The 17,728-nt window shown below is 54.5% G+C and carries 16 protein-coding genes and 2 pseudogenes; 14 read left to right on the top strand and 4 right to left on the bottom strand.

Features of this window, described 5'->3' with window-relative positions:
* Position 1 precedes the first annotated feature (1 nt).
* From murD to mutT, 12 genes are all read left to right on the top strand, one after another.
* Entirely contained in the window at positions 2-1,318 is a 1,317-nt protein-coding gene (gene murD / locus ACLD4F_RS16740; protein ID WP_000796443.1) for a UDP-N-acetylmuramoyl-L-alanine--D-glutamate ligase, read from the top strand.
* Positions 1,318-2,562: a cell division protein FtsW gene (ftsW, locus tag ACLD4F_RS16735; protein WP_001239803.1), complete on the top strand. Its 1,245-nt coding sequence runs from the start codon at positions 1,318-1,320 to the stop codon at positions 2,560-2,562. Before murD ends, ftsW begins: the two co-directional genes overlap by 1 nt.
* Positions 2,559-3,626 carry an undecaprenyldiphospho-muramoylpentapeptide beta-N-acetylglucosaminyltransferase gene (murG, locus tag ACLD4F_RS16730; RefSeq protein WP_052867545.1) on the top strand — a complete coding sequence of 356 codons (1,068 nt, stop codon included), beginning with the start codon at positions 2,559-2,561 and terminating at the stop codon, positions 3,624-3,626. The genes ftsW and murG overlap by 4 nt, the downstream gene beginning before the upstream one ends.
* A gap of 118 nt (positions 3,627-3,744) precedes the next feature.
* Entirely contained in the window at positions 3,745-5,220 is a 1,476-nt protein-coding gene (gene murC, locus ACLD4F_RS16725; protein WP_001096069.1) for a UDP-N-acetylmuramate--L-alanine ligase, read from the top strand.
* Complete coding sequence (locus ACLD4F_RS16720) at positions 5,213-6,133, top strand: D-alanine--D-alanine ligase (RefSeq protein WP_000763894.1); 921 nt, start codon at positions 5,213-5,215, stop codon at positions 6,131-6,133. The genes murC and ACLD4F_RS16720 overlap by 8 nt, the downstream gene beginning before the upstream one ends.
* A gap of 1 nt (position 6,134) precedes the next feature.
* On the top strand, positions 6,135-6,965 hold the full coding sequence (gene ftsQ, locus ACLD4F_RS16715) for a cell division protein FtsQ (RefSeq protein ID WP_000075728.1): 831 nt from the start codon (positions 6,135-6,137) through the stop codon (positions 6,963-6,965).
* On the top strand, positions 6,962-8,224 hold the full coding sequence (gene ftsA, locus ACLD4F_RS16710; RefSeq protein WP_000588463.1) for a cell division protein FtsA: 1,263 nt from the start codon (positions 6,962-6,964) through the stop codon (positions 8,222-8,224). Before ftsQ ends, ftsA begins: the two co-directional genes overlap by 4 nt.
* Positions 8,225-8,284: 60 nt before the next feature.
* Complete coding sequence (gene ftsZ / locus ACLD4F_RS16705) at positions 8,285-9,436, top strand: cell division protein FtsZ (RefSeq protein WP_000462785.1); 1,152 nt, start codon at positions 8,285-8,287, stop codon at positions 9,434-9,436.
* 100 nt (positions 9,437-9,536) lie between these two features.
* Positions 9,537-10,454: a UDP-3-O-acyl-N-acetylglucosamine deacetylase gene (gene lpxC / locus ACLD4F_RS16700; protein WP_000595487.1), complete on the top strand. Its 918-nt coding sequence runs from the start codon at positions 9,537-9,539 to the stop codon at positions 10,452-10,454.
* Between the two features lie 278 nt (positions 10,455-10,732).
* Complete coding sequence (secM, locus tag ACLD4F_RS16695; protein ID WP_000014336.1) at positions 10,733-11,230, top strand: secA translation cis-regulator SecM; 498 nt, start codon at positions 10,733-10,735, stop codon at positions 11,228-11,230.
* Positions 11,231-11,291: 61 nt separating this feature from the next.
* Positions 11,292-13,997, top strand: a complete 2,706-nt coding sequence (gene secA, locus ACLD4F_RS16690) for a preprotein translocase subunit SecA (RefSeq protein ID WP_000905756.1) — start codon at positions 11,292-11,294, stop codon at positions 13,995-13,997.
* 151 nt (positions 13,998-14,148) lie between these two features.
* On the top strand, positions 14,149-14,544 hold the full coding sequence (gene mutT / locus ACLD4F_RS16685; protein WP_000736063.1) for an 8-oxo-dGTP diphosphatase MutT: 396 nt from the start codon (positions 14,149-14,151) through the stop codon (positions 14,542-14,544).
* A 33-nt stretch (positions 14,545-14,577) separates the two neighbouring features.
* Here the strand turns inward: mutT and ACLD4F_RS16680 are convergent.
* Positions 14,578-14,730, bottom strand: a pseudogene (locus ACLD4F_RS16680) (aldo/keto reductase); the annotation flags it as partial.
* A 37-nt stretch (positions 14,731-14,767) separates the two neighbouring features.
* On the opposite strand from ACLD4F_RS16680, the pseudogene ACLD4F_RS16675 reads away from it, so the two are divergent.
* A pseudogene (locus ACLD4F_RS16675) lies at positions 14,768-14,869 on the top strand (LysR family transcriptional regulator); the annotation flags it as partial.
* Here ACLD4F_RS16675 and yacG read toward each other — a convergent pair.
* Genes yacG through coaE form a run of 3 tightly spaced genes read right to left on the bottom strand, consistent with a single transcriptional unit; the run spans position 14,866 to position 16,430 of the window.
* A complete protein-coding gene (gene yacG / locus ACLD4F_RS16670; RefSeq protein ID WP_001286419.1) occupies positions 14,866-15,057 on the bottom strand; it encodes a DNA gyrase inhibitor YacG in 192 nt (63 codons plus the stop codon). The pseudogene ACLD4F_RS16675 and the gene yacG overlap by 4 nt on opposite strands.
* Positions 15,058-15,066: 9 nt before the next feature.
* On the bottom strand, positions 15,067-15,810 hold the full coding sequence (zapD, locus tag ACLD4F_RS16665; protein WP_000557441.1) for a cell division protein ZapD: 744 nt from the start codon (positions 15,808-15,810) through the stop codon (positions 15,067-15,069).
* Entirely contained in the window at positions 15,810-16,430 is a 621-nt protein-coding gene (coaE, locus tag ACLD4F_RS16660) for a dephospho-CoA kinase (RefSeq protein ID WP_001270913.1), read from the bottom strand. Before coaE ends, zapD begins: the two co-directional genes overlap by 1 nt.
* Before the next feature lie 225 nt (positions 16,431-16,655).
* On the opposite strand from coaE, the gene ACLD4F_RS16655 reads away from it, so the two are divergent.
* A complete protein-coding gene (locus ACLD4F_RS16655) occupies positions 16,656-17,699 on the top strand; it encodes a GMP reductase (protein ID WP_001217365.1) in 1,044 nt (347 codons plus the stop codon).
* The last annotated feature ends 29 nt before the right edge of the window (positions 17,700-17,728 follow it).

Below are 17,728 nucleotides of genomic sequence, written 5' to 3'. Positions count from 1 at the left end.
CATGGCTGATTACCAGGACAAAAACGTCGTCATTATCGGTCTGGGCTTAACCGGACTCTCTTGCGTGGACTTTTTTCTCGCCCGCGGTGTGACGCCGCGGGTGATGGATACTCGCGTGACGCCGCCGGGTCTGGATAAGCTGCCGCAAGAGGTTGAGCGTCACGTTGGCGGCCTGAACGACGAGTGGCTCTTAGCGGCGGATTTAATCGTCGCCAGCCCTGGCATCGCCCTGGCGCATCCCTCTCTTAGCGCTGCCGCCAGCGCTGGAGTGGAAATTGTCGGCGATATCGAACTGTTTTGCCGCGAAGCGCAAGCGCCGATTGTGGCCATCACCGGCTCGAACGGCAAAAGCACCGTGACCACCTTAGTGGGCGAGATGGCGAAAGCGGCGGGCGTCAATGTCGGCGTTGGCGGCAATATCGGTCTTCCGGCGCTGATGCTACTGGATGCCGATCGCGAATTGTACGTGCTGGAATTATCCAGTTTCCAACTGGAAACCACGTCAAGTTTGCAAGCGGCGGCGGCAACGGTGCTCAACGTCACTGAAGATCATATGGACCGGTATCCGTTTGGTTTGCAACAGTACCGGGCGGCGAAACTGCGCGTCTACGAGAAGGCGAAAGTGTGCGTAGTGAATGCCGATGATGCGTTGACGATGCCGGTTCGTGGGGCCGATGAGCGCTGCGTCAGCTTTGGCGTCAATATGGGTGATTATCACCTTAATCGTCAGCAGGGCGAAACCTGGCTGCGAGTCAAAGGCGAGAAGGTGCTGAACGTGAAAGAGATGAAGCTTTCCGGGCAGCATAACTATACCAATGCGTTAGCGGCGCTGGCGCTGGCGGATGCCGTAGGTTTGCCGCGCGCCAGCAGTTTGAAGGCGTTGACGACATTCACCGGTCTGGCGCATCGCTTCCAGCTGGCGTTGGAGCATAACGGCGTACGTTGGATCAATGACTCGAAAGCGACCAACGTCGGCAGTACCGAAGCGGCGCTAAACGGTTTGCATGTGGACGGTACGCTACATCTGCTGCTGGGCGGCGACGGTAAGTCGGCAGACTTTTCTCCGCTGGCGCGCTATCTGACCGGCGATCGTATCCGCCTGTATTGCTTTGGGCGCGATGGCGCGCAGCTTGCCGCACTGCGTCCGGAAATCGCCCAACAGACTGAGACGATGGAAGAGGCGATGCGTTTGCTGGCGCCGCGCGTTCAGCCGGGTGATATGGTGCTGTTGTCGCCCGCCTGCGCCAGTCTCGATCAGTTTAAAAATTTTGAGCAACGGGGCGATGTCTTTACCCGTCTGGCGAAGGAGTTAGGTTGATGCGTTTATCTCTCCCCCGTCTGAGAATGCCGCGCGTACCAGGCTTTGGCCTCCTGGCCTGGCTGTTTGCGGCGCTTAAAGGCTGGGTGATGGCTTCGCGCGATAAAGACGCCGACAGTCTGATCATGTATGACCGCACGCTGCTATGGCTGACCTTCGGGCTGGCGGCGATTGGTTTTGTCATGGTGACGTCGGCCTCCATGCCAGTCGGGCAGCGCCTGGCGAACGATCCGTTTTTGTTTGCCAAACGTGATGCGCTCTATATCTTCCTGGCATTTTGTCTGGCGATGGTCACGCTACGTTTGCCCATGACCTTCTGGCAAAAATACAGCACGACGATGCTGATAGCGTCGATCATTATGCTGCTTATCGTGCTGGTCGTCGGGAGCTCGGTCAACGGGGCGTCGCGCTGGATTGCGCTGGGGCCGCTGCGTATTCAGCCTGCGGAGTTTACCAAGCTGTCGCTGTTCTGCTACCTCGCGAACTATCTGGTGCGTAAGGTTGATGAGGTGCGAAATAACCTGCGCGGCTTTTTAAAACCAATGGGCGTGATTCTGGTGCTGGCGGTGTTACTGCTGGCGCAGCCTGACCTCGGGACGGTGGTCGTACTGTTTGTCACCACGCTGGCGATGCTGTTTCTCGCCGGGGCGAAATTATGGCAGTTCATCGCCATTATCGGGATGGGCATCTCGGCGGTGATTCTGTTAATCCTCGCCGAACCGTATCGTATTCGCCGCGTTACCTCGTTCTGGAACCCCTGGGAAGATCCGTTCGGCAGCGGTTATCAGCTGACGCAGTCGCTGATGGCTTTTGGTCGCGGTGAGATATGGGGGCAAGGGCTGGGGAATTCGGTGCAGAAACTGGAGTATTTGCCGGAGGCGCACACCGATTTCATCTTCGCCATTATTGGGGAAGAACTGGGTTATATCGGTGTGGTATTGGCGCTTTTAATGGTATTCTTCGTCGCTTTTCGCGCGATGTCGATTGGCCGTAAGGCATTGGAGATTGACCACCGTTTTTCCGGATTTTTAGCGTGTTCTATCGGTATCTGGTTTAGTTTCCAGGCGCTGGTAAACGTTGGCGCGGCCGCGGGGATGCTGCCGACCAAAGGTCTTACGCTGCCGCTCATCAGTTATGGCGGGTCGAGTCTGTTGATTATGTCGACGGCCATTATGTTTTTATTACGTATTGATTATGAAACGCGTCTGGAAAAAGCGCAGGCGTTTACACGAGGTTCTCGATGAATGGTCAACCGAAGCGGTTAATGGTGATGGCGGGCGGTACCGGCGGGCACGTGTTCCCGGGACTGGCCGTTGCGCATCATTTAATGGCCCAGGGCTGGCAGGTTCGCTGGCTGGGTACCGCCGATCGTATGGAAGCGGATTTAGTGCCGAAGCATGGCATCGACATTGACTTTATTCGGATCTCCGGTCTGCGCGGTAAAGGCGTAAAAGCGCTTCTGGCGGCGCCGCTGCGGATTTTTAACGCCTGGCGGCAGGCGCGGGCGATCATGAAGCGGTTTAAGCCGGATGTCGTGCTGGGAATGGGCGGTTATGTTTCCGGCCCCGGCGGTCTTGCCGCCTGGTCATTGGGTATTCCGGTCGTCTTGCATGAGCAAAACGGTATCGCCGGGCTAACCAATCAGTGGCTGGCCAAAATCGCGACCACGGTGATGCAGGCGTTTCCCGGTGCATTCCCGAACGCGGAAGTGGTGGGTAACCCGGTGCGTACCGACGTACTGGCGTTGCCGTTGCCGCAGGTGCGTCTGGCCGGTCGTGACGGCCCGATTCGCGTGTTAGTGGTCGGCGGTTCTCAGGGGGCGCGAGTCCTGAACCAGACGATGCCGCAGGTTGCCGCCAGACTGGGCGATACGGTTACAATCTGGCATCAAAGCGGAAAAGGCGCTCAGCTCACGGTAGAGCAGGCATATGCCGGGGCGGGGCAACCGCAACATAAGGTAACGGAATTTATCGATGACATGGCCGCCGCCTATGCGTGGGCGGATGTGGTGGTGTGCCGTTCCGGCGCTTTAACGGTGAGCGAGATCGCCGCCGCCGGGTTACCGGCGATATTCGTGCCGTTTCAGCATAAAGACAGGCAGCAGTACTGGAATGCGCTGCCGTTAGAAAACGCCGGCGCAGCTAAGATTTTTGAGCAGCCGCAGTTTACTGTAGAGGCTGTCGCCGACACCCTGGCGGGGTGGTCGCGCGAGGCGTTGTTAACCATGGCGGAGCGTGCCCGCGCGGTATCCATTCCGGATGCTACCGAACGCGTCGCCAGTGAAGTCAGCCGGGTTGCCCGGACATAATTTGTGGCGGTGCCTTTTGCATCGCAGGGTTTTTCTACCCTCAATAATTTGGGTTGCAGGCAAGCCAACGCATCTGCAATTTGAAGTATGGCGGGTATTGGAGTTAATGGCGTAAAGAATGAATACACAACAACTGGCAAAACTGCGTTCCATCGTGCCCGAAATGCGTCGCGTTCGGCACATTCACTTTGTCGGCATCGGTGGTGCTGGTATGGGCGGTATTGCCGAAGTTCTGGCCAATGAAGGGTATCAGATCAGTGGTTCCGATTTAGCGCCGAATCCGGTGACCCAGCAGTTGACGAGCCTGGGGGCGACGATTTTCTTTAACCATCGTCCGGAAAATGTGCGTGATGCCAGCGTGGTCGTCGTTTCCAGCGCAATTTCCGCGGATAACCCGGAAATTGTCGCGGCGCATGAAGCGCGTATTCCGGTTATTCGCCGTGCGGAAATGCTGGCGGAACTGATGCGTTTTCGCCACGGCATCGCCATTGCCGGGACGCACGGAAAAACCACAACGACCGCGATGGTGTCCAGTATTTATGCCGAAGCGGGGCTGGACCCGACTTTCGTGAATGGCGGACTGGTGAAAGCCGCAGGCGTTCATGCGCGTCTGGGCCATAGTCGTTACCTGATTGCCGAGGCAGATGAGAGCGACGCATCCTTCCTGCATTTGCAGCCGATGGTCGCGATCGTCACCAATATCGAAGCCGACCATATGGATACCTATCATGGCGACTTTGAAAATTTAAAGCAGACGTTTATTAACTTCCTGCATAACCTGCCGTTCTACGGTCGCGCGGTAATGTGCGTCGACGATCCGGTCATCCGCGAGTTGCTGCCGCGGGTGGGGCGTCAGACCACGACGTATGGCTTTAGCGAGGATGCTGACGTCCGCGTAGAAGATTATCAGCAGATAGGGCCGCAGGGGCACTTTACGCTGTTGCGCCAGGGAATGCCGGATCTGCATGTCACGTTGAATGCGCCGGGTCGCCACAATGCTCTGAATGCCGCCGCGGCAGTGGCGGTAGCGACCGAAGAAGGCATCGCCGATGACGCTATCCTGCGCGCGCTGGAAAGCTTCCAGGGGACCGGGCGTCGTTTTGACTTCCTCGGCGAGTTCCCGCTTGAGCCGGTGAATGGTAAAGCCGGGACGGCGATGCTGGTGGATGATTATGGCCATCATCCGACTGAAGTAGACGCCACCATTAAAGCTGCGCGAGCAGGGTGGCCGGATAAAAAACTGGTGATGCTGTTTCAGCCGCACCGTTACACGCGCACGCGCGATCTGTATGACGATTTCGCCAATGTGCTGACCCAGGTCGATGCGCTGCTGATGCTGGACGTTTACCCGGCGGGCGAAGCGCCGATTCCGGGCGCGGATAGCCGTTCTTTATGTCGTACGATTCGTAATCGGGGAAAAATTGACCCGATTCTGGTTTCCGATCCGGCTCAGGTTGCGACAATGTTAGCGCCGGTGCTGACGGGTAACGACTTGATATTAGTGCAAGGCGCAGGAAATGTTGGCAAAATTGCGCGTTACTTATCTGAAATCAAGCTGAAGCCGCAAATCCAGGAGGAAGAGCAACATGGCTGATAAAATCGCGGTCCTGTTGGGCGGAACCTCTGCGGAGCGGGACGTTTCGTTAAATTCCGGCGCGGCAGTGTTGGCCGGGTTACGTGAAGGCGGCATTGATGCGCATCCCGTCGATCCGCAAGAGGTCGATGTCGCGCAGCTTAAAGCAATGGGCTTTCAGAAGGTCTTTATTGCGTTGCATGGCCGTGGCGGTGAAGATGGCACCTTACAGGGAATGCTTGAACTGCTCGGCCTGCCTTATACCGGCAGCGGCGTGATGGCCTCGGCGCTTTCCATGGATAAACTGCGCAGTAAATTGCTGTGGCAGGGCGCAGGCTTACCGGTTGCGCCGTGGGTCGCGCTGACGCGCGCTGAGTTTGAAAAAGGCCTTAGCGAAGAACAAAAAGCGCGAATTTCGGCGCTGGGTTTACCGCTGATCGTCAAACCCAGCCGTGAAGGCTCCAGCGTCGGTATGACGAAAGTAGTAGAAGAAAATGCTTTACAGGGTGCGTTATCATTGGCTTTTCAGCATGATGACGAAATACTGATTGAGAAATGGCTGTGCGGTCCGGAATTTACGGTGGCGATAGTTGGCGAAGAAATTTTACCGTCAATTCGTATCCAACCGGCAGGAACCTTCTATGATTATGAGGCGAAGTATCTCTCTGATGAGACTCAGTATTTCTGCCCTGCCGGTTTAGATGCGTCCCAGGAAGCCGCGCTACAGTCTCTCGTCCTGCAGGCATGGAAAGCTTTAGGCTGCACGGGATGGGGGCGTATTGACGTCATGCTGGACAGCGATGGTCAGTTTTATCTGCTGGAAGCCAATACTTCTCCGGGGATGACCAGCCATAGTCTGGTGCCGATGGCGGCGCGTCAGGCGGGAATGAGCTTCTCGCAGTTAGTGGTACGAATTCTGGAGTTGGCGGACTGATATGTCGCAGGCTGCGCTGAACACGCGAAACAGTGATGAAGAGACGCCTTCTTCACGCCGCAATAATGGAACGCGTCTTGCAGGAATTTTATTCCTGCTGACGGTACTGTGCACCGTGTTTGTTAGCGGGTGGGTCGTGTTAGGGTGGATGGAAGATGCGCAGCGTTTACCGTTATCAAAGCTGGTATTAACCGGCGAGCGTCACTACACGCGTAACGATGATATCCGTCAGGCGATACTGGCTCTGGGCGCGCCGGGAACCTTCATGACGCAGGATGTGAACATTATCCAGAGCCAGATTGAGCGTTTGCCGTGGATTAAACAGGCCAGCGTCAGAAAACAGTGGCCTGATGAATTGAAGATTCATCTGGTTGAATATGTGCCGATTGCGCGTTGGAATGATCAACATATGGTCGATGCTGAAGGGAACACCTTCAGCGTGCCGTCAGACCGCATCGGCAAACAGGTTTTACCCATGTTGTATGGCCCGGAAGGCAGCGCGAGTGAAGTGTTGCAGGGATACCGCGAGATGGGGCAGGTGCTGGCTAAGGATAAATTCACTCTAAAGGAAGCGGCGATGACCGCACGTCGCTCCTGGCAATTGACGCTTAATAACGGCATTAAGCTCAATCTCGGCAGGGGCGATACGATGAAAAGGTTGGCTCGCTTTGTAGAACTCTATCCGGTTTTACAGCAGCAGGCGCAAACCGATGGCAAACGGATTAGCTACGTTGATTTGCGTTATGACTCAGGTGCGGCAGTTGGCTGGGCGCCGCTCCCCCCTGAGGAATCTAATCAGCAACAGAATCAGGCACAGGCAGAACAACAATGATCAAGGCGACGGACAGAAAACTGGTAGTAGGACTGGAGATTGGCACCGCGAAGGTTGCCGCTTTAGTAGGGGAAGTTCTGCCCGACGGTATGGTCAATATCATTGGCGTGGGCAGTTGCCCATCGCGGGGTATGGATAAAGGCGGGGTGAATGACCTTGAGTCAGTGGTGAAATGCGTTCAGCGCGCCATTGACCAGGCGGAATTGATGGCCGATTGCCAGATCTCCTCGGTATATCTGGCGCTTTCCGGCAAACATATTAGCTGTCAGAATGAAATTGGTATGGTGCCCATTTCCGAAGAGGAAGTGACGCAGGAAGATGTGGAAAACGTCGTGCATACTGCGAAGTCAGTGCGCGTGCGCGATGAACATCGCGTGCTGCATGTGATTCCTCAGGAGTACGCCATTGACTACCAGGAAGGCATTAAAAATCCGGTCGGTCTTTCCGGCGTGCGTATGCAGGCGAAAGTACATTTGATTACCTGCCACAACGATATGGCAAAAAACATTGTCAAAGCTGTTGAACGTTGTGGTCTGAAAGTTGACCAACTGATATTTGCCGGACTGGCGGCCAGTTATTCCGTGTTAACGGAAGATGAACGTGAACTGGGCGTCTGTGTCGTGGATATCGGCGGTGGTACAATGGATATCGCCGTTTATACTGGCGGCGCGCTGCGTCATACCAAAGTGATCCCTTACGCGGGGAACGTGGTGACCAGCGATATCGCTTATGCCTTTGGTACGCCGCCGAGCGATGCTGAAGCCATTAAAGTCCGCCACGGTTGCGCGCTGGGTTCCATCGTCGGTAAAGACGAAAGCGTTGAAGTACCGAGCGTAGGCGGGCGTCCGCCGCGCAGCCTGCAACGTCAGACGCTGGCGGAAGTGATTGAGCCGCGTTACACCGAGCTGCTCAATCTGGTCAACGAAGAGATATTGCAATTACAGGAACAGCTTCGCCAACAAGGGGTAAAACATCACCTGGCGGCGGGGATTGTGTTAACCGGCGGCGCGGCGCAAATCGAAGGGCTTGCTGCTTGCGCTCAGCGCGTGTTTCATACGCAGGTGCGTATCGGCGCGCCGCTGAATATCACCGGTCTGACGGATTATGCCCAGGAGCCGTATTACTCAACGGCGGTGGGATTGCTTCACTACGGGAAAGAGTCCCACTTAAACGGTGAAGCAGAAGTGGAAAAACGTGTTACGGCATCAGTTGGCTCGTGGATCAAGCGACTTAATAGCTGGCTGCGAAAAGAGTTTTAATTTTTATGAGGCCGCCAGATATTACGGCCTCAGGCGACAGGCACATGACGGAGAGAGATTATGTTTGAACCTATGGAACTAACCAACGACGCGGTGATTAAAGTCATCGGCGTCGGTGGTGGCGGCGGTAACGCTGTTGAACACATGGTGCGCGAGCGCATCGAAGGTGTTGAATTCTTCGCGGTGAATACCGACGCTCAGGCGTTGCGTAAAACGGCGGTTGGCCAGACCATTCAAATTGGTAGCGGCATTACCAAAGGTCTGGGCGCTGGCGCTAACCCGGAAGTCGGTCGTAACGCGGCGGACGAAGACCGTGAAGCGCTGCGTGCGGCGCTTGAAGGCGCAGACATGGTATTTATCGCGGCAGGCATGGGCGGCGGTACCGGAACCGGCGCGGCGCCAGTGGTTGCTGAAGTGGCAAAAGATTTAGGTATTCTGACCGTTGCCGTGGTGACTAAGCCTTTCAATTTTGAAGGCAAAAAGCGCATGGCATTTGCGGAGCAGGGTATCACCGAGCTGTCCAAGCATGTGGACTCGTTGATCACCATCCCGAACGACAAGCTGCTGAAAGTGCTGGGCCGTGGTATCTCCCTGCTCGACGCGTTCGGCGCGGCTAACGACGTGCTGAAAGGCGCGGTTCAGGGCATCGCAGAGCTGATCACCCGCCCGGGTCTGATGAACGTCGACTTTGCTGACGTGCGTACCGTGATGTCTGAAATGGGCTACGCAATGATGGGCTCCGGCGTGGCGAGCGGTGAAGACCGTGCGGAAGAAGCGGCTGAAATGGCTATTTCTTCTCCGCTGCTGGAAGATATCGACCTGTCCGGCGCGCGCGGCGTGTTGGTCAACATTACGGCGGGCTTCGACCTGCGTCTGGATGAGTTTGAAACCGTCGGTAACACCATTCGCGCGTTTGCGTCGGATAACGCCACCGTGGTTATCGGTACCTCTCTGGACCCGGATATGAATGATGAACTGCGCGTGACGGTAGTGGCGACCGGTATTGGTATGGACAAACGTCCGGAAATCACTCTGGTCACCAATAAACAGGTGCAGCAGCCGGTGTTGGATCGTTATCAGCAGCACGGTATGGCGCCGCTGACGCAGGAGCAAAAAACGGTCGCGAAAGTGGTTAACGACAATACACCACAGGCGGCGAAAGAGCCGGATTATCTGGATATCCCCGCATTCCTGCGTAAGCAAGCTGATTAAGAATTAGCTGGAATTTGGGATTCTGGGCTCTTTGTGCTAAACTGGCCCGCCGAATGTATAGTACACTTCGGTTGGATAGGTAATTTGGCGAGATTATACGATGATCAAACAAAGGACACTTAAACGTATCGTTCAGGCGACTGGCGTCGGTTTACACACCGGCAAAAAAGTCACCCTGACATTACGCCCTGCGCCGGCCAATACCGGGGTCATCTATCGTCGCACCGACTTGAATCCACCGGTAGATTTCCCGGCCGATGCCAAATCTGTGCGTGATACCATGCTCTGTACGTGTCTGGTGAATGAGCATGATGTACGGATTTCAACCGTTGAGCACCTGAACGCTGCTCTGGCGGGCTTAGGTATCGATAACATCGTTATTGAGGTTAATGCCCCGGAAATCCCGATCATGGATGGCAGTGCCGCTCCGTTTGTCTACCTGCTGCTTGATGCCGGTATTGATGAACTGAACTGCGCCAAAAAATTCGTACGCATCAAAGAGACTGTTCGGGTTGAAGATGGCGATAAATGGGCTGAATTCAGACCGTACAATGGTTTTACGTTGGATTTCACCATCGACTTTAACCATCCGGCGATCGATTCCAGCAGCCAGCGCTACGCGATGAACTTCTCTGCGGATGCGTTCATGCGCCAGATCAGCCGTGCGCGTACCTTCGGTTTTATGCGTGATATCGAATATCTGCAGTCCCGCGGCCTGTGCCTGGGCGGCAGCTTCGATTGTGCCATCGTTGTTGACGATTATCGCGTATTGAACGAAGACGGCCTGCGTTTTGAAGATGAATTCGTTCGTCACAAAATGCTCGACGCGATCGGTGACTTGTTCATGTGTGGTCACAATATTATTGGTGCGTTTACCGCGTATAAATCCGGTCACGCATTGAATAACAAATTGTTACAGGCAGTCCTGGCAAAACAGGAAGCCTGGGAATTTGTGACCTTCCAGGACGACGCAGAACTGCCGTTGGCTTTCAAAGCGCCTTCGACGGTACTGGCATAACGACATACGCTGTCGTATAAAATTCGACTGGTTAACCTGGCACTCTCTCCGGCCAGGCGAGCCAGTCGTTTTTTTTACTATCCTTTATCTGCGCTTTCCTTAATACAGCCATTTTGACAGGGTTAAATGGAAACACGGCGCGTTCGCTGTTTTCTTAGCCGATTTTCACCTTAGCTTCTCGTCATTACTGCTGTAGCGCGTACGCTTTAATGATAAGATTTGTGCGCAAATTGTTTTGATTCCGTAAGCCCATGAGGGGCATATCAGGTGGCAATGACGTGAGTGGAATACTGACGCGCTGGCGACAGTTAGGCAGACGATACTTCTGGCCGCATCTCTTATTAGGGATGGTCGCGGCGAGTTTTGGTTTGCCCGCGCTCAGTAACGCCGCTGAAACCAATACGCCTGCAAGGACGACCGCCAGCACCGCGTCTAAAGTTAACTTTAGCCATCTTGCGCTGTTAGAAGCCTCTAACCGTCGTCCCAATTTCACCGTAGATTACTGGCATCAGCACGCTATTCGCACGGTGATTCGCCACCTTTCTTTTGCAATGGCGCCGCAAACGCTGCCCGTTGCCGACGCGCCGTCGCCATTACAGGCGCATCATATCGCCTTACTGAATACGCTCAGCGCGATGCTCACGCAGGAGGGCACGCCGCCGGCGATTGTTCGCCGCCTCTCCCTGGCGTATTTTGCGCCACAAACCGCATTTAGCATCCCGGCCTGGATAAGTCAGGCGCAGGGTATCCGCGCCGGTCCGCAACGTCTCAGCTAACGAAAAAAGACCCTTTTACTTTATTTGTAGCTCCGCGGCGCGGGGCATTTGAGACTTTATTATGCTAATCAAATTATTAACCAAAGTATTCGGTAGCCGTAACGATCGTACGCTGCGTCGTATGCGTAAGGCCGTCAGCCTTATTAATGCGATGGAACCGGAGATGGAAAAACTCTCCGATGACGAACTGAAAGCGAAAACCAACGAATTTCGCGCCCGTATTGAAAAAGGCGAAAGCGTAGAGAGCCTGATTCCGGAAGCGTTCGCGGTGGTGCGTGAAGCCAGTAAACGCGTCTTTGGGATGCGTCACTTCGACGTTCAGCTATTGGGTGGTATGGTGCTCAACGATCGCTGTATCGCCGAAATGCGTACTGGTGAAGGTAAAACGCTGACCGCAACGCTGCCAGCCTACCTGAACGCGCTGTCCGGCAAAGGCGTTCATGTGGTAACCGTGAACGACTATCTGGCGCAGCGTGACGCCGAAAACAACCGCCCGCTATTCGAATTCCTCGGTATGTCCGTTGGTATCAACCTGCCAGGTATGCCTGCGCCCGCCAAACGTGAAGCTTACGCTGCCGACATCACTTACGGCACTAACAACGAATACGGTTTTGACTACCTGCGCGACAACATGGCGTTCAGCCCGGAAGAGCGCGTGCAGCGTAAACTGCATTATGCGCTGGTGGATGAGGTTGACTCCATCCTGATCGATGAAGCGCGTACGCCGCTGATTATTTCCGGCCCGGCGGAAGATAGCTCGGAAATGTACAAAAAAGTGAACAAAATCATTCCGCACCTGATTCGTCAGGAGAAAGAAGATTCTGACACTTTCCAGGGCGAAGGCCACTTCTCCGTTGATGAGAAAGCGCGCCAGGTTAACCTGACCGAACGCGGTCTGGTGCTGATTGAAGAGCTACTGGTGCAAGAAGGCATTATGGATGAAGGCGAGTCGCTCTACTCGCCTGGCAATATTATGCTGATGCATCACGTCACCGCCGCGCTGCGCGCGCACGCGCTGTTTACCCGTGACGTGGATTACATTGTGAAAGACGGTGAAGTCATCATTGTTGATGAACATACCGGTCGTACCATGCAGGGGCGTCGCTGGTCTGACGGTCTGCACCAGGCGGTAGAAGCGAAAGAAGGCGTTGAAATTCAGAATGAAAACCAGACGCTGGCGTCTATCACCTTCCAGAACTACTTCCGTCTGTATGAAAAGCTGGCCGGTATGACCGGTACGGCGGATACTGAAGCCTTCGAATTTAGCTCTATCTATAAGCTGGACACCGTCGTTGTTCCGACCAACCGTCCGATGATCCGTAAAGATTTGCCGGATCTGGTGTACATGACCGAAGCGGAAAAAATCCAGGCCATTATCGAAGATATTAAAGAACGTACCGCGAACGGTCAGCCAGTGCTGGTCGGGACGATTTCTATCGAGAAATCTGAAGTGGTCTCCAGAGAGCTGACCAAAGCGGGCATCAAACATAACGTCCTGAACGCAAAATTCCACGCCAACGAAGCAGGCATCGTTGCGCAGGCTGGTTATCCAGCGGCGGTCACTATCGCTACCAACATGGCGGGGCGTGGTACCGATATTATGCTGGGCGGTAGCTGGCAGGCTGAAGTCGCCGCGCTGGAAGCGCCGACGGAAGAACAGATTGCGCAGATTAAAGCGGACTGGCAGGTACGCCATGACGCGGTTCTGGCTGCCGGCGGTCTGCATATCATTGGCACCGAGCGCCATGAATCCCGCCGCATCGACAACCAGCTGCGTGGCCGTTCCGGTCGCCAGGGCGATCCGGGTTCTTCCCGTTTCTACCTGTCGATGGAAGATGCGCTGATGCGTATTTTCGCCTCCGATCGTGTCTCCGGTATGATGCGTAAACTGGGGATGAAGCCGGGCGAAGCGATTGAGCACCCGTGGGTGACGAAAGCTATCGCTAACGCGCAGCGTAAAGTAGAAAGCCGTAACTTCGATATTCGTAAGCAACTGCTGGAATATGATGATGTGGCGAACGATCAGCGCCGTGCAATTTATACCCAGCGTAACGAACTGCTGGATGTGTCTGACGTGAGCGACACCATTAACAGCATTCGCGAAGATGTCTTTAAGGCGACTATCGACGCCTACATTCCGCCGCAGTCGCTGGAAGAGATGTGGGATATCCCGGGTTTGCAGGAACGCCTGAAAAACGACTTCGACCTGGAGATGCCGATTGCCGAATGGCTGGATAAAGAGCCGGAGCTGCATGAGGAGACGCTGCGTGAGCGCATCCTGGCGCAGTCCATCGAGGTGTATCAGCGTAAAGAAGAGGTGGTTGGCGCTGAAATGATGCGTCATTTCGAAAAAGGCGTGATGCTGCAAACGCTCGATTCCCTGTGGAAAGAGCATCTGGCGGCGATGGATTACCTGCGTCAGGGTATTCATCTGCGCGGCTATGCGCAAAAAGATCCGAAGCAGGAATACAAGCGCGAATCCTTCGCTATGTTCGCCGCGATGCTGGAATCGCTGAAATATGAAGTGATCAGTACCCTGAGCAAAGTCCAGGTACGTATGCCGGAAGAGGTCGAAGCGATGGAAATGCAGCGTCGCGAAGAGGCGGAGCGCCTGGCGCAGATGCAGCAGCTAAGCCATCAGGATGACGATGCCGCCGTGGCTGCCGATCTGGCCGCCCAAACCGGCGAACGTAAGATTGGACGTAACGATCCTTGCCCTTGCGGTTCCGGTAAGAAATACAAACAGTGTCACGGTCGCCTGAGCTAATGCGATAAACTTACCGGCCTGATAAGACATAATGTGTTGCCATCAGGTCGGTGCTGGCATTATTGCCGAAGGGCGCTACGCTTATTCGGCCTGGCATTGAACACAGATAAAAAGGCGCAGGCGACTGCGCCTTTTTTATGGATGCAACAAGATGAAAAAACTGCAAATCGCGGTTGGGATTATCCGCAACCCGAACGACGAAATTTTTATTACCCGACGCGCCGCTGATGCGCATATGGCGAACAAGCTGGAATTTCCCGGCGGAAAAATTGAAGCCGGCGAAACACCAGAGCAGGCGTTGATCCGGGAGCTACAGGAAGAGGTGGGGATTACGCCAACACAGGTGACATTATTCGACACTCTGGAATATCAATTCCCGGATAGACACATTACGCTGTGGTTTTGGCTGGTTGAACGCTGGGAGGGCGAACCGTGGGGGAAAGAAGGACAGCCGGGACGGTGGATCGCGCAAAACGCGTTGAATACGGACGATTTTCCGCCGGCCAATGAACCGATTATTCGTAAATTACGCCAATTTGCGCCTTAGTGGGGGATCGCAACACGATCCCCATCGATCTTATTAGCGATTTAATGTCGACATAATTTCCGGCCAGTAGCGGGGGCCAGCTGCGGCGTCGTGAGGAAAAACCGCCTCAATTGCCGCCAGCTCCTGCGGGCTTAGGGTCAGTGATAACGCGCCGAGGTTTTCATCCACCCTGGCGCAGTGGCGGCTACGTTTCTGTTATAGCCTAATCTCGCCGGTTGATTGGTATTATCCCGGCCGCGCGCATATGGCGCCAAAACTACGCGTATTTATTGATTATTTTTGTCATAAGGCGATATTGCCGTCTCAACAGAGCCATCACTGTTAGCGCTCTTCGCTCCAGTCGTCGCTATCAGACTGGTCGCCGCTGCTGGCGATTCGTTTCTCTTCGGCGGCCCATTCGCCCAAATCAATTAACTGACAGCGTTTAGAACAAAATGGGCGGAAGGGGCTAATTTCCCCCCAGACGACCGGTTTACCGCAGGTCGGACAGTTTACGACGGTCACGTCAGACATTTTTACTCCTTAGCAACAGGCCAGTTCAAAATCAAGACGCTCCGGCACCAGACCATTTTCACTATCCAGCGGCATAAAGCGAATGGCAAAACGGCTCTTATGGCCGGAAATTTGCGGATAAAGTTGTGAATCGAGCGTCAGCATAAGACGCAGCAAATCGGCGTCGTCCCCGTTATCCTGATAAAAACCGTTCAGGCTGGTTTGCTTACGGAAAGGCGCTGAATTACGGATCAGATCAAGCACCAAAGTCAGCGCCTGGGTGAGGGGATTCAGGCTGGCAAGCCAGCTTTCAATCTGGGCGTCGCGCTGCGCCTGTTGTAGGTGTAACCAGATATGCAGAGTGGGTAAATCGAAACTGCAACAGCCGCCAGGAATACTTAAGCGTTGACGCACAAGGGCAATCAAGCGATCTTCGCGTAGCTGCTGGCCAATCCTCGGGGCGGAGATCAGCACGCTGCCCGCCGATTTTAACTGCTGGCGCAGGGCTTCAATACGGTCTTGATCGACGCCGGGAACCTCAACCCAGGCCTGTAATTTACGCTGCTGGCGCTCCAGTTCTTTCAGCAGTTCGGTACGGACTTCGCCTCGTTCGAACACATCCAGTAGATCGCTGATGTTACGGAAAAAATGCAGTGCGCCAGCATGGTCTGCAATTGGCAGGTTGATGGAGAGCTGTTGGATCAAAAACTCTATGCGCAGCCACGTACGCATCTTCTCATTGAGAGGGTGTTCAAATAGGACCTGGGTGTGCATTACGGTTTTTCCTGTGAGACAAACTGCGACGCGAGCTTAAGATAACTGGCGTGCAGGCGGGCCACATCTGATGCGATAGCATCCGGTGCGCCGTTATTATCAATAACATCGTCCGCCACGGCAAGGCGTGCTTCACGCGTCGCCTGCGCAGCGAGAATGTGTTCAACATGTTCGCGCGTAACATCATCACGCTGCATTGTGCGTATGAGCTGCGTTTCGGGCGTCACGTCAACCACCAGTACGCGGTTGGCTTTTTGATACAGCCTGTTTTCAACCAGCAGAGGCACAACCCATAACACATAGGGCGACGTAGCCTGTTGAAACTGTCGTTGGGTTTCCTGCTGAATTAAGGGATGAAGCAGAGCGTTAAGCCAGGCTTTTTCTTCCGGATGCGAAAAAATACGCTCACGCAGCGCCCGGCGACGTAACGTGCCGTCGGCGGCGATAAGTTCAGAACCAAAATGTTCCGCTATTGCGTTCAGGGCGGGCTGCCCTGGCTCAACCATCTGGCGCGCGATAATATCCGCGTCAATGACGGTTATTCCGAGGTCAGCGAAGGCATCAGCGACGGTACTTTTACCGCTGCCAATACCGCCGGTTAAGGCTACGGTATACCTCATATCTCCAGCTTCCGGAATTTTAGTTTGACAATCAAAAGGTTAAATTTTAAACATACAAAGACGATGCGCTCTGAGCATTAACCTACTATTCGCCAGGTAAATTTATGGGATTGTAACGTAAAAAAAGAGAATTTCGCAGTCTTGTACGGCCATGATTAGTGCGTATGATAGCGTCACTGGAGTTGTGAGTTTCGATTTTTCGCCATTAACCCCAGGAATCCGCACATGCGTATTGAAGAAGATCTGAAGTTAGGTTTCAAAGACGTTCTTATCCGTCCTAAACGTTCTACCCTCAAAAGCCGTTCCGATGTCGAACTGGAACGTCAATTCACCTTTAAACACTCAGGTCAGACCTGGTCTGGCGTACCGATTATTGCGGCCAATATGGATACCGTCGGGACGTTTGAAATGGCGCAAGCATTGGCCGGGTTTGATATTCTGACTGCTGTACATAAACATTATACCGTTGAAGAGTGGGCAGCTTTTATCAACACGGCTTCGGCTGATGTTCTGAAGCATGTGATGGTTTCCACCGGGACCTCTGATGCTGATTTCGAAAAAACCGTGCAGATTCTGGCGCTGAATCCTGCGCTGAACTTTGTCTGTATTGATGTGGCCAATGGCTATTCAGAACATTTTGTGCAGTTCGTCGCGAAAGCACGTGAAGCATGGCCGACAAAAACAATCTGCGCAGGCAATGTGGTAACGGGCGAGATGTGCGAAGAGCTTATCCTCTCCGGCGCCGATATCGTGAAAGTGGGAATTGGTCCTGGCTCCGTATGCACGACGCGTGTAAAAACCGGCGTTGGTTATCCGCAACTGTCGGCGGTTATCGAATGCGCTGACGCGGCGCATGGCCTGGGCGGCATGATCGTCAGCGATGGCGGCTGCACTATGCCAGGCGACGTAGCAAAAGCCTTCGGCGGCGGCGCGGATTTCGTTATGTTGGGCGGCATGCTGGCGGGGCACGAAGAGAGCGGCGGCAGCGTGGTAGAAGAGAACGGCGAGAAATTTATGCTGTTCTACGGCATGAGTTCGGAATCTGCGATGAACCGTCATGTCGGCGGCGTTGCGAAATACCGCGCGGCAGAAGGTAAAACGGTTAAATTGCCGCTGCGTGGGCCGGTGGGCAATACCGCCCGCGATATCCTGGGCGGTCTACGCTCAGCCTGCACTTATGTCGGCGCGTCTCGCCTGAAAGAGTTGACCAAACGCACCACCTTTATTCGGGTGCAGGAACAAGAAAACCGCATTTTCAATAGCCTCTAATATTCTGGCTGGCGTAAATGTGCGCCAGC

The organism is Salmonella sp. 741265050_HSA, from assembly GCF_046569445.1.
GTDB lineage: Bacteria > Pseudomonadota > Gammaproteobacteria > Enterobacterales > Enterobacteriaceae > Salmonella > Salmonella enterica.
Note: the sequence above shows the minus strand (reverse complement) of the source record. Positions and strands in the feature narration are given on the sequence as shown.